Below are 12,306 nucleotides of genomic sequence, written 5' to 3'. Positions count from 1 at the left end.
CTGGCTAGAGATTCCATAGAATATTGGCGTTCTCGTGAAAACATGCTAGAATATAAATCAGCTTAGCGGTAACGATTACCTGATTGGCGGTCGTCATCGCAGTTCAGAGCGGAGGAAAACTTGTGAAATTGATTGGTTTACTCATCGTGGCCTACCTTCTCGGAGCGATTCCTAATGGCGTCTGGGTTGGTAAAGCCTTTTTTCAAACGGATATCCGTCAGGCGGGGTCTGGAAATATTGGCACAACGAATACTTATCGGGTCTTAGGCCCCTATGCGGGAACCATTGTGATGGTGCTGGACATCGCTAAAGGATCAGTGGCGACGTTATTGCCAATAGTGTTTCACGTTCAGACGGTCTTGGGAACGGCGACACCCCTGTTATTTGGACTATTTGCGGTCTTAGGGCACACCGTTTCCATCTTCGATCACTTCAAGGGGGGCAAAGCCGTCGCGACCTCAGCGGGGATGCTCTTGGCCTATAACCCCATTATGTTTGTGATTGCCGCTGGTTTGTGGGTCAGCTTAATCTACTGGACTAGCATAGTCAGCCTTGCTAGCATGATTGCCTTTACCTTGATTACCCTGATCTCGTTAGTGTTTCAGGATTGGTACTTAACCGGCATTGCGCTGGTCTTGACTGTTTTTGTCTTCTATCGTCATCGCAGTAACATTCAACGGATTCGTCAAGGAACTGAATCAATGGTTCCTTTCGGCCGGGGTTATCATCGCCGGCAAGCTAAATAACCTGAAAAAGGACCCATTCGACTGGTTTACTGAGTCGGATGGGTCCTTTTTGTTTAAAAATAAGTCACTTGATAGGCAGCTTGGAAATGTTGTTGCGCTGCCAGATGATGAATGGCGACCTTGGTCGTCAACTCACCGGTGGCCTGGACATCATCAGCTAATCCCCACCAAGGTTCTAAACAAACAAAGGGAGCTTGTTTGGGATAAGGTGACCAAATTCCCAAGTAAGGCGCCGTGGTTGTTAGTGCTACCCCGTGGTCATTAGTTGGCGTACTTAACATGACGGTCGTCTCGCTATCAAGGGTCAGGACTTGCGCGTCATGGGCAAATAACCCGTGATCTAGTCCTAATGGTTGGGTCAGATCGAGTGGCTCAGTATGCTGGCTGTCACTATAAGGACCAACCAGTGGCACGCGCTGATACGTCTTTTTCGGTGAAACGGTCACTTGATAATCCGTGAAGTCCGCTAAGGCATCCCCTAACGGCACATTGAATCCCGGATGTGCGCCGATAGAAAATGGCAGCGTGGTGGTTGCTGGATTAAAGACATCCGCTGAGAAGCGTAATTGATGGTCAATGAGTTCAAACGTCACCGTTAACGTGAAGTCTGCTGGAAACAAGGCCCAACTTTGGTCATCAGCCGTTAATTCCAGTGTCACTTGCGTTGGGGTCTGATCGATGACCGTAAATTCACGGTCACGAGCGAACCCGTGTTGGGTCATGTGATAGGTCGTTTCGCCTAATCGGTATTGATTGTCTTGTAGACGGCCCACAATTGGAAACAGGATCGGCGCATGCCGTCCCCAGTAGGCTTTGTCAGCTTGCCACATATATTCGAGTTGTGTTTCATTATCGACCACACTGGTTAACTCGGCGCCAAGTGGATTGATTTTAACGGTCAGATAGTCATTCTTAAGGGTGAGCATCTAATTCCTCCTGCACAATTGGTATAGAGCATTCATCTACTATCATACGCCATCTACACAAAAGGACCAAGACAAACGTGTCTTGGTCCTTAAAAAATTACAGAATATATCGTGATAGGTCCTTGTTTTGGACGATATCACCGATTTTATCATTAACATAGCTTTCGGTGATCGTGACATCCCCGGTCCCCATGTCTGGTCCCTCGTATAAGAGGTCTTCCAACAATTTTTCTAAGACCGTTTGTAATCGACGAGCACCAATGTTTTGGTTTTCATGGTTTAGCTCAAAGGCTAATTCCGCAATTCCTTCGATGGCTTCCATGGTAAAGGTTACCTTCACATTATCGGTCCCAATCAGCGCAATGTATTGCTTGATCAAAGCGTTGTTGGGTTCCGTTAAGATGCGAACGAAGTCGGCCTTGCTAAGATCGTTGAGTTCTACACGAATTGGGAAACGACCTTGCAATTCCGCAATCAGATCACTTGGCTTAGACTCGGCAAAAGCACCAGCTGCGATGAAGAGAATGTGATCCGTATCGATGGTCCCATACTTGGTCTTAACCTGGGTACCTTCTACGATTGGTAAAATATCGCGTTGAACCCCTTCGCGGGAGACGTCACCACTATTTTGGCTACTGCCCTTGGCAATCTTATCAATTTCATCCAGGAAGATAATCCCCGTATTCTCGGCCCGCTTAATCGCATCATGATTGATATCAGCGTTGTTGACCAACTTTTCGGATTCCTCAGCCACCAGAATCTCACGAGCTTCGGCAACCGTTACCGTTCGTTTGATCCGCTTCTTCGGCATGATGGACCCTAACGTGTCATTTAGGTCGATGCCCATTTGGCCCAGCATGTTGTTATCTGTCGCATTAGCTTGTTGGGGATCATCCATCTCGATTTCCACCATGTGGTTTTCGAGTAATCCCTGATTCAGCTGTTCCGTCAGCGATAAGCGTTCATTACGAATCTCATCGGTGACTTCCTCTTGATCATTTGGTGCCGTCGGTGTTTGCCCGTTTTGCATCTGGGTAAACATATTCATCATATTGGCAAAATCATTGTTGTTCTTATTTTCTTTTTTCTTGGCTGGTGCGAGTAGCTTGACCAAACGCTTATTGGCCGCTTGGGTCGCATCAGCCCGAACATTTTTAAATTGATCTTGCTTTTGCATGCTAACGGAGACTTCGACTAGGTCACGGACCATTGATTCGACGTCACGACCGACATAGCCGACCTCCGTGAACTTACTAGCTTCAACCTTTGTGAAAGGTGCGTGGACGATCTTGGCCAATCGCCGAGCAATTTCAGTTTTCCCGACCCCGGTCGGTCCAATCATTAACATGTTCTTAGGTGAAATCTCTTCTTGCATGGCGGGATCAAGTTGCATCCGCCGGTAACGGTTACGTAAGGCAATGGCAATCGCCTTTTTGGCTTCATCTTGGCCAATCACATATTGGTCTAATAAGCCGACAATTTCTTTTGGTGTTTTATCAATTGCGTCCACGGTAAATCCCCCGTTCATTAAAGTTCTTCTGAAATAACATTTTCGTTGGTAAAGATATCAATGCCACCGGCAATATGGATGGCACTTTCGGCAATTTCCTTAGCGCTCATATCCGTGACGTGGTGATGAAGTGCCGTTGCTGCAGCTAAGGCAAAGTTACCACCAGATCCAATGGCTAAGATGTCGTCGTCTGGTGCAATGACTTCACCTGAACCGGAAACCAATAGCATTTCATCCTTATCCATCACAATGAGTAAGGCTTCCAGCTTTTGCAAAGCCTGGTCGGAACGCCATTGCTTAGCGAGTTCAACCGCTGCTCGTTGTAAATTACCACTGTATTCATTAAGTTGGGCTTCAAACTTTTCTTCTAGGTTAAAGGCGTCGGCCACGCTGCCGGCAAAGCCAACGACAACTTGATTGTTGTAGATCCGGCGAATCTTGTGGGCCGTCCCCTTCATAATAACTTTTTCACCCATGGTTACTTGACCGTCGCCGGCCATAGCATTGTGACCGTTGTGCCGGACAGCACAGATGGTCGTTGCTTCAAATTTTACTGGCATGATTTAATCCGTCTCCTTTGATGATGTGTGTTCTGACGTTGCTCGCGGAAAGAATTGACGATAATCTCGTTGTAAGTGTTCGCGCGTCACGTGGGTATAAATCTGGGTGGTTGATAGACTACTGTGGCCTAATAGTTCCTGCACCGAGCGTAAATCAGCCCCGCGATTTAGTAAATGAGTCGCAAACGTATGCCGCAACATATGGGGATGAATATCCGTTGTTAGCGTACTACGCTTGATTATTTGATTTAACAGGTACGTCACACCGGCGGACGTGAGTTGTTGTCCTCGGTGATTGATGAACACGTAGGGGTGATCTTGCTGGTACTGCGCCATCAATGGGGTTCGTGCAGTGTCAAAATAAGTTTGCAACGCATCGCTGGCGTAGTGGCCAAACGGGACGTAGCGTTCCTTATTGCCCTTCCCATGAATCAACATGATCCGGCCGTCAAAGTCAATCTCCGACAGGGCCAAGTTAACGCACTCACTCACCCGGATACCGGTGCCATAAAGAACTTCTAACAACGCGGTATCTCGCGTGGCAAGCTGTTCATTCGGATTAGCCGCGGCTGCGGTAAACAGGGCCGTCATTTCCCGTTCGTAGAAGAAACGGGGTAAATGATTCTGATGACGTTTGAGCTGTACATAGGCAAAGGGATCATCTTGTGCCTGCCCATTACTCATGAGAAAACTATACAGTGACCGTAATGTCGATAGCTTCCGCGCAATCGTGGTTCGCGCATAGTGCCGATCATACAGGTCGCTCAGATAAACCTCAACATCCAATTGATCGATGGCTGTCCAGGGTTTCTCGCCACCATTATCGGCTAAGAACTGGACAAACTCACTTAAATCTTCATGGTAAGCTTTAACCGTTTCCGCAGAGTACTGGCGTTCACCACTGAGATACGTCATAAAAGCTGTAATCGCCCGATCCAAGCTACCCCCTCCTGTCTGTGTTAATGCTAGCAAACGGACTTAAAAAACTCAACTAACTCATCAAAAACCCAGTACACTTTAATAAATTAGAGCAATCAACAACGTAAAAACACGACGACCTTGACCAGATATAGTCTGGCAGGTTGCCGTGTTTTGCTTAATCTTTACTTTTGGGGTGCTTCTTCGTAGTCGCCATTTGGGCAGACAATTTGACTACCGCCCCGAATCTTCTTGGCAACGAGGTAATGACCATCTTTAGGACAGTCACGACCGACTGGCTTGTCCCAAGAGACAAAGTCACAGTCCGGATAACGGGAACAACCATAGAAAATCCGGTTCTTCTTTGACTTTCGTTCGATCACTTCACCCTTGTGGCAAACGGGACAAGTCACCCCGATTTCCTTAACGATTGGCTTCGTGTTGCGACAATCAGGGAACCGTGAGCAAGCGTAGAACTTACCATAGCGGCCCATCTTGATGACCATTGGCGCACCACAAATGTCACAATCAAACCCGGCTGGTTCATCCCGAATTTGGATCTTTTCAATCGCATCTTCGGCATGGGCCACTTCGGTTGAGAATGGCTTGTAGAAACTATCAATGACTTTCACCCAATCTTGTTTGCCGTCTTCAATCCCATCTAATTCGTGTTCCAAATCAGCGGTAAAGTCAACGTTAACCACATCAGGGAAGTAATCGTTGATAATGCCATCGACGATCTCTCCTAATTCGGTTGGTTCGAACCGCCGACCGACAAGTTTGACGTAGTAACGACGTTGGATGGTATCCAATGTCGGGGCATAGGTCGATGGCCGACCGACACCATTTTCTTCCAAGGCCTTGATTAAGTTGGCTTCGGAATACCGTGCAGGCGGCTGCGTAAAGTGTTGGGCCGGATCGGTTTTCGCTAATTTGACCTGATCGCCGATTTCTAGGTCGGGCAACAGGTTATCCTTTTCTTTGCCGTCCTTATAGATTTTTAAGAACCCTTCGAACTTCATTTTAGACCCGTTAGCCCGGAAAGTGACGCCGTTTTGTTCCAACGTTACAGCCATGGTATCCATAATGGCATTCGTCATTTGACTGGCCACAAATCGATTCCAGATGAGTTGATAAAGCCGGAATTGGTCCTTGGTCAACCGTTCCTTTAGGCTAGCTGGTGTCCGGAAAACAGATGTTGGACGAATCGCTTCATGGGCATCTTGCGCCCCTTCTGGCAATTTTCCTTTGATTGGCTTAGTCGCCGCGTATTCAGCACCGTACTTTTCATGAATGAACGTGGATGCCTCATGCTTGGCGATATTAGAGATCCGTGTGGAGTCAGTCCGCATATAGGTAATAAGCCCTTGCGTGCCTTCCTTACCGAGGTTAATCCCTTCGTAAAGCTGTTGAGCGGCCATCATGGTCTTTCGCGTCCGGAAGTTTAGTTTCCGGTTAGCGTCTTGTTGCATAGAACTGGTGGTGAATGGTGGTTGAGGGGTCCGTTTGCGTTCCTTACGGACAACATTGGTAATGTCGAAGTTCCCCTTTTTGTCGAGCTTGCTCAATACGGCTTGTACCGCATCATTATCCTTCAAGCCCGTCTTTTTACCGTTTAAGCCGTAAAAGCTGGCAGCAAATGTGTGCCGTGCTTTCTTGAATTCACCGTCAATCGTCCAATATTCTTCGGGGATGAAGGCTTTAATTTCCTTTTCCCGTTGAATAATTAAAGATAGGGCAATTGACTGTACCCGACCAGCACTTAACCCCTTTTTGACCTTTTTCCACAGTAGGGGTGAAATGGAATATCCCACTAGGCGATCCAAAATTCGGCGGGCCTGTTGGGCGTTAACCAAATTCATGTCGATGGAGCGTGGTGTTTTAAAGGCCTCTTTAACGGCATCCTTGGTAATTTCATTAAATGTCACCCGGTTTTTATCCGTCACGTCCAGATTTAACACGTGAGCTAGATGCCAAGCAATCGATTCTCCTTCACGGTCCGGGTCAGATGCGAGGTAGACGGCTTTGGCCTTTTTGGCTTCTGAGCGTAGTCCCTTGATCACATCACCCTTACCCCGAATGGAAATGTAATGGGGATCGTAGTCATTTTCCGTGTCAACCCCCATCGAACTTTTTGGAAGATCCCGGACGTGTCCCAGACTCGGAACCACCTTATAAGTTCGGCCTAAATATTTTTCAATTGTTTTTGCTTTGGCCGGTGACTCAACAATCACTAACTTTTTTTGCGGTTTGCGCCGCGTTTTGGTTTTAGCTTTTGGTTTTGCTTTTGTCGGCAACTCACATTACTCCCTCGTATGATAGACAGCGGATCCCATTCTGACGCGGATCGTGGTCCCTATCGCATTATTTTTCCTGGCGAACTTCTCGCTCGCTAAATCTTTCACTATAATCTCACACATAATATTTCAAGTCATAGTCGCTTGTCAACTAAAACTTCTTCTATTATATGTTCAGAATTCAGGATTGGTTTCGCCCCGGCCAAGATTAATTCATTGGTTCCGACCGAATTGGGGTTGTCCAAACTCCCCGGAACGGCCAAAACATTTCGGTTCTCCTGTAAGGCAATATTAGCCGTAATTAGACTGCCCGAGTGGCGAGCGGCTTCGACCACCAAAGTGCTTTGTGAGAGCCCGGCGATAATTCGATTACGTTCTGGAAAGTGATGGCGGGCGCCAGCCGTCCCCCAGGGATATTCAGATATGATTAAATGATGGTGGGCCAATTCCGTCATGAGATCGCGATTACCGGCCGGATAACAATGATCAAGCCCGGTTCCAATCACGGCGATTGTCTTACCACGATGGGCTAATGCCGCTTGATGTGCCAGTGTATCCACGCCTTGAGCCAAACCGGATACTAGACAGACCTGCTGACGGACGACTTGCGGTAATAACCGGCGCATGGCACGTAAGGCATAAGGACTGGGTTGCCGTGAGCCCACGACAGCCAGTTGCGGCCCCGTTAGCCATCGGAGATCGCCTAAATAGTAGAGGACGACGGGTGGTGCATAAGTTTCGCGTAACTGTTCTGGATAAGCAGCATCGACAATGGTCAAACAGCCCGTGTGCCGCTGATTTTCAGTTACGTGTTTAGCTAATTGGGGCGTGAAGACCTGTTGCAGTAATTGGGTGCGATCAGCGGAAATAGCCGCCTCTTGACAGAGACGATTCAGATTAGCCGGCGTTAATGCCGTGATCGTTGGGTGTTCCGTTAGCCAGTGCCAGCAAGCACGCCGGGTCTGTTGACCAACCCCAGTTAGTAATGGTAAGCGCAGAAAAAAATCACGAAGTGGCAGTTGCATATCGCAACCTCCTTATCCCTTTTCGGGTTAACTCCGTGATTAAGCCTGTAAAATTTTTTGAACGGGTGAAAAGGTTCGACGATGGATCGGGGTAACGCCGCGATCGGCTAAGCCTTGTAAATGCTCAGCCGTACCATACCCCGCATTTTGGGCAAAGCCGTAGCCCGGGTAAAGTTCGTCATAAGTGGCCATTAAATGGTCTCGATAAACCTTCGCGACGATACTAGCGGCTGCTACACTGGCGCTCTTAGCGTCCCCCTTAATCAACCGAATCTGAGGGACGTCAACGGGAATCTGCATCGCATCCACAATGAGCTGCTGAGGTGCGAGGCCTAATCCCAAGACAGCGCGTTGCATAGCGACCCGAGTGGCTTGGTAAATATTGATTTGGTCAATGAGTGCTGGACTACCGATACCAATGCTAACCGACTGGGCTTGAGCTAGAATTAAGGGATACAAGCGTTCCCGTTCTTTGGCAGTTAGTTGCTTGGAGTCATTAACTAGCGGAATATCAAAATCCGGTGGTAAAATAACTGCACTCGTCACGACTGGTCCAGCTAATGGGCCACGGCCGACTTCATCAATACCAGCAACCCGTTCACCACGGGCCCAAAACGGCCGTTCGTAGTGCAAACGTTCCTGAAAGGCCTGCTCAGCGGCCTCAGCTTTCGCCAGTCGGTGTTGAATCTGTTTTAGGAGTAGTTGGGCCCCTTTGCGTGAATCGGTCGCTAACGACGTAAGACGGCTATCATTGAGGTCGGCAATATCGGCTAAGTCTTGTTTAAGTTGGGCCAGGCTGGGTTGTTTACTCATGATCGTCAGCTGCTCGTGGAGCACGGTCAAGGGTAAAACCACCCAGCTTTTTACGCCGAGCGTCTAAAATTAATCGTTCACTAGCCCGTTCATAGTCGTCGCGCATCCCAACTTTTTCGGTAATTTTCAGTAACAAGTCAACATCACTAAGTTCTAGGTCACTCGTTGCCAAATGGTAGCGGTCAATCAATGCATCGGCGTGATATTGGCGAAAGAAGTTCAAGGCAAATAACGCTACATCATCTTTGGCATATAGCTTTTCTTTGATGGCCCCAGTCAATGCTAGTTTTTGCGCCGTTTCTTGGTCCTTGAACTTGGGCCATAAGATACCGGGGGTGTCCAAAAGCTCCAAGTGCTTGCTGGAACGTAGCCACTGTTGGCCCTTAGTCACTCCTGGTGTGTCGCCCACCTGAGCGGCTTTACGCTGAACTAAATGGTTCAGCAGTGTGGACTTTCCCACGTTGGGAACCCCAACGGTCATGGCCCGCATTGGTCGTTCTTTCAGCCCTTTGGCCTTTTCGGCTGCGAGCTTGTCGGCGAGAATACTAGCCGCAATTTTGGTAATTTGCTTGGGTGTCACGTTAGCCCGCGAATCGATCGCAATAGCGGGCTGGTGCTGCTCACGGTAATACGTCAACCAAGCTGCGGTCTGTTGCGGATCGGCCAAATCCTTCTTGGTTAAGATAATGAGATGTGGCTTGTTTTTGGCAATCCGCGTCACTTCCGGATTACGGGAAGCAGCGGGAATCCGTGCGTCGACTAGTTCAAACACGATGTCGACAAGGTGAATATTTTCCTCCATTTGGCGGATGGCCTTGGCCATATGCCCGGGGAACCATTGAATGGTACTCATAATTTGTACTCCTTTGTTATATCAACGTTTATAGCACATCAATTTATTTCCTAGAATTTGCCATATGTCTTTCCGAATTACAGCAAAGCTATCACTTACTGAAACAGACTTCTTTTGAGAATGTGTGTAACCGTCCGTAGTTTCTTTCTTCACATGCCCTGCCCACTCATCTTATCACTTCTAGGAATAGAGGGAGAAAGAATAGAAGTCTGACGTACTCTATTCTATCATTTTTGGGGTTACTTTAGATACGTATGTTATCTCCACAGTAGAAATTCACTGGCAATAACCTGGTGGGCATACTTTAAGCTTTACCTACCAGTCAGTCTATGCAAATAAAAAATTATATTTGTCCAGCTAACACCCGCATATTCTTTTAGGAGTATACTGAAATTGATTATACACAGGAATTGGTAATTGATACAATCTTTGGACCAGATGCGGAAGTCCTTAAAAGCTGAGGACATTTCTGAAAGGATTGATTCCATGCAAAGCTTTAAAGTGGGCGACGTTGTAACCATCTTGGCAACCAAGGTCATTGGAACTGTTATTTATTTCAATGAAAAGGACAATAAATATTTAGTGCGTTTTAACGGTACACAACAATTATATTATGCCGATACCGAACTCGTACCTTATTCAAAATAGCGGCTAATATTTGGCAAAGGTCAAGTTGATCCCCCTTTGAGCTGGAGTAAATCCAATTCAGGGGGGATTTTGACGCTTTCATTTCTGATAAAAAAGGACAAATGCTAATTAAAATACTTTAAACATACTGAATCTGAGGTTACCAAGATGAAAGTTTCTTAATTTCATATCGATTCTATATAAATACAGTCTGGATAACGACTTGATAGCTAAGGCCACAAAAGTTATCCAGACTGTATTATTTTAAAAATCTAAAATTCATGGTTTCGGAAAGCTTTAATCATATTCCAGGTCAAACCACTGGGCTTTAGAAATCTCATCAGTTTCGAGATTAATTGCCAAGTCTTTATCCAACTCAGCTGTAAGACCCATCAATAAAGAATGGGTGAAAGCCCAGGGCTGGCTAGAATAATACCTAATATTGTGGACAGAAAGTCCCACTTCTTCCGAAACCTCTCTGTTAATTGTATCCTCAAGCGTTTCCCCAATTTCAACATACCCGGAAAGTAAAGCGTGTTTTTTATAACCCGTTAAAAACTTTGTAAGCAAAATCTTATCTCCATTCGTAATGGCCACAACAATGACTGGAGAAATTTCAGGATAAATTTTATGCCCGCAAGAACGACATGGCAATGCACGTCCATATTAACTTTATAGACCACCCCTTTACCATTTTTTTCATTAAGTAAACACCTAATATAGCAATACCCACTCCAGCAAAAAGTAATACACTTCTTTTTTCTCCAGTTTGTGGTGACTTTCCAATAATTTTTTCAACGACTGAATGCCTTTTTCCTGCTGCACTTGGAGCTGGCGTACTTGATTTCAGTATACTTGGCTTTACAATAATTGGCTCTGTCGGAATTAAAGCATTTCTTTAGTTAGACTAACTTTAGATTTATCGTTCTCATTTATAGTAAAAACAACTTAAAATAGGTGGTTTGTCTGACGAACAAGTTGAGACTATTCTACAGTTTGTTTCGCTAATTGAGCGGGCCAACGAGATCACTAATCAGTAGCTATAGCCTGTTAATATTGACACCGAAAAAAGCGATTACCACTGAATTTGATGTGGTGATCGCTTTTTCGTGTCGTTATTAATTTGGGCTTCTTCAAGCGCGATGCGAATAGAAATTCAAAATAGGGACATCCTTACGAATTAAATAGTCACCCAACTTGGTCTCCAAACGAGAAATTTTTTTACGGTCTGTCTCACCGTCAGTTGCCCTATCAAGGTTAACGGGAATAATCCACGCCCATTTTAAATAAGTTCGTAGATACTCGTTGATTTCAGCGTCTGTCTGGTCGCTAGGATAATGCCATAAAACCATAGATGCCGTCCCACTTGGCCGCTTTAATTGCTTGAATAAGTCATCACTGTTAGACGTGGATTCTTTACCCTTATGTAACACCTTTTTAAAAGAAGTCTGCCCCACCGTGACGACCATGCCATCTTGACGCTGGGTAACCCATAAATATTTGTACGTGTCTCGGTCACCAACGGCTTGGATAATTTGCTGGTGAACACCGTCGATAAACCTATTCATTGAATTTTCTCCGTAGCCACTTTGATCCAATCCCGAGTATTTATGCAGGTCCACTGGAATGGGTTCTCCCGCTAAATGCTGATTGGCAGCTTCCGACCATAGATTAAGAAGAAATTGTACCTGCTCTTTAGACGTCGCCAGAGATTTTCGGCCTTCTCGGTATTTTTTATCTTGAAGCCCCGCCATCTCCGCACGAATTTCCAAAGCGGGTCGTCTTCGCTCAGCCAGCTCTTCGAGTCGTTGCTGCTCATGCTCATCCATCTTGATTACCTCCAGTGATTTATTAATATGCTTACTTAAGTATACGACTTACCAACTCTCACACAAAACAAAAAATAATTCTATGACATAAAGAAAAAGAACCCCGTTCGCAAGCGAACGAAGTTCCACGTAAATCCCTCCATCAACACTAGTTGACAAAGAGCCATGACAAGTTACCTAGAAAACAATCTTAAACTAGATG

Annotated in this window: 11 protein-coding genes; 1 reads left to right on the top strand and 10 read right to left on the bottom strand. The window is 46.2% G+C overall.

Annotated features, from left to right (window positions below; translation table 11 throughout):
• The first annotated feature begins 122 nt into the window (after positions 1–122).
• On the top strand, positions 123–746 hold the full coding sequence (gene plsY, locus FC61_RS01950; RefSeq protein ID WP_024855009.1) for a glycerol-3-phosphate 1-O-acyltransferase PlsY: 624 nt from the start codon (positions 123–125) through the stop codon (positions 744–746).
• Positions 747–799: 53 nt separating this feature from the next.
• On the opposite strand, the gene FC61_RS01945 is transcribed toward plsY, so the two are convergent.
• The 10 genes from FC61_RS01945 to FC61_RS01900 form a co-directional block, all read right to left on the bottom strand.
• Positions 800–1,672 (bottom strand): aldose 1-epimerase family protein, encoded by an 873-nt coding sequence (locus FC61_RS01945; RefSeq protein ID WP_021742529.1) that lies wholly within the window; start codon positions 1,670–1,672, stop codon positions 800–802.
• Positions 1,673–1,769: 97 nt separating this feature from the next.
• A complete protein-coding gene (hslU, locus tag FC61_RS01940) occupies positions 1,770–3,182 on the bottom strand; it encodes an ATP-dependent protease ATPase subunit HslU (protein WP_111705402.1) in 1,413 nt (470 codons plus the stop codon).
• A 17-nt stretch (positions 3,183–3,199) separates the two neighbouring features.
• Positions 3,200–3,742, bottom strand: coding sequence for an HslVU peptidase proteolytic subunit (hslV, locus tag FC61_RS01935; protein WP_021742527.1), 543 nt, complete (start codon positions 3,740–3,742; stop codon positions 3,200–3,202).
• A 3-nt stretch (positions 3,743–3,745) separates the two neighbouring features.
• A complete protein-coding gene (gene xerC / locus FC61_RS01930) occupies positions 3,746–4,681 on the bottom strand; it encodes a tyrosine recombinase XerC (protein ID WP_011667573.1) in 936 nt (311 codons plus the stop codon).
• A 164-nt stretch (positions 4,682–4,845) separates the two neighbouring features.
• Positions 4,846–6,957 carry a type I DNA topoisomerase gene (gene topA, locus FC61_RS01925; RefSeq protein WP_015473756.1) on the bottom strand — a complete coding sequence of 704 codons (2,112 nt, stop codon included), beginning with the start codon at positions 6,955–6,957 and terminating at the stop codon, positions 4,846–4,848.
• Between the two features lie 134 nt (positions 6,958–7,091).
• Positions 7,092–7,982, bottom strand: coding sequence for a DNA-processing protein DprA (dprA, locus tag FC61_RS01920; RefSeq protein ID WP_021742525.1), 891 nt, complete (start codon positions 7,980–7,982; stop codon positions 7,092–7,094).
• Positions 7,983–8,021: 39 nt separating this feature from the next.
• A complete protein-coding gene (locus tag FC61_RS01915; protein ID WP_021742524.1) occupies positions 8,022–8,795 on the bottom strand; it encodes a ribonuclease HII in 774 nt (257 codons plus the stop codon).
• Positions 8,788–9,648, bottom strand: a complete 861-nt coding sequence (gene ylqF, locus FC61_RS01910; protein ID WP_042516736.1) for a ribosome biogenesis GTPase YlqF — start codon at positions 9,646–9,648, stop codon at positions 8,788–8,790. The genes FC61_RS01915 and ylqF overlap by 8 nt, the downstream gene beginning before the upstream one ends.
• A 924-nt stretch (positions 9,649–10,572) precedes the next feature.
• A complete protein-coding gene (locus FC61_RS01905; RefSeq protein WP_052471882.1) occupies positions 10,573–10,845 on the bottom strand; it encodes an NAD(+) diphosphatase in 273 nt (90 codons plus the stop codon).
• Positions 10,846–11,408: 563 nt separating this feature from the next.
• Entirely contained in the window at positions 11,409–12,104 is a 696-nt protein-coding gene (locus tag FC61_RS01900; protein ID WP_021741854.1) for a hypothetical protein, read from the bottom strand.
• Positions 12,105–12,306: the final 202 nt, after the last annotated feature.

This window comes from Levilactobacillus brevis ATCC 14869 = DSM 20054 (genome assembly GCF_001433855.1).
In the GTDB taxonomy this organism is placed as follows: domain Bacteria; phylum Bacillota; class Bacilli; order Lactobacillales; family Lactobacillaceae; genus Levilactobacillus; species Levilactobacillus brevis.
The sequence above is the reverse complement of the archived record's forward strand: the minus strand, read 5'-3'. Positions and strand labels throughout refer to the sequence as shown.

Bases quoted from the DNA above. Each gene is read 5' to 3' on its own strand.
- FC61_RS01945 (WP_021742529.1), bottom strand. From the start codon at position 1,672: ATGCTCACCCTTAAGAATGACTATCTGACCGTTAAAATCAATCCACTT.
- hslV (WP_021742527.1), bottom strand. From the start codon at position 3,742: ATGCCAGTAAAATTTGAAGCAACGACCATCTGTGCTGTCCGGCACAAC.
- dprA (WP_021742525.1), bottom strand. From the start codon at position 7,982: ATGCAACTGCCACTTCGTGATTTTTTTCTGCGCTTACCATTACTAACT.
- FC61_RS01915 (WP_021742524.1), bottom strand. From the start codon at position 8,795: ATGAGTAAACAACCCAGCCTGGCCCAACTTAAACAAGACTTAGCCGAT.
- ylqF (WP_042516736.1), bottom strand. From the start codon at position 9,648: ATGAGTACCATTCAATGGTTCCCCGGGCATATGGCCAAGGCCATCCGC.
- FC61_RS01900 (WP_021741854.1), bottom strand. From the start codon at position 12,104: ATGGATGAGCATGAGCAGCAACGACTCGAAGAGCTGGCTGAGCGAAGA.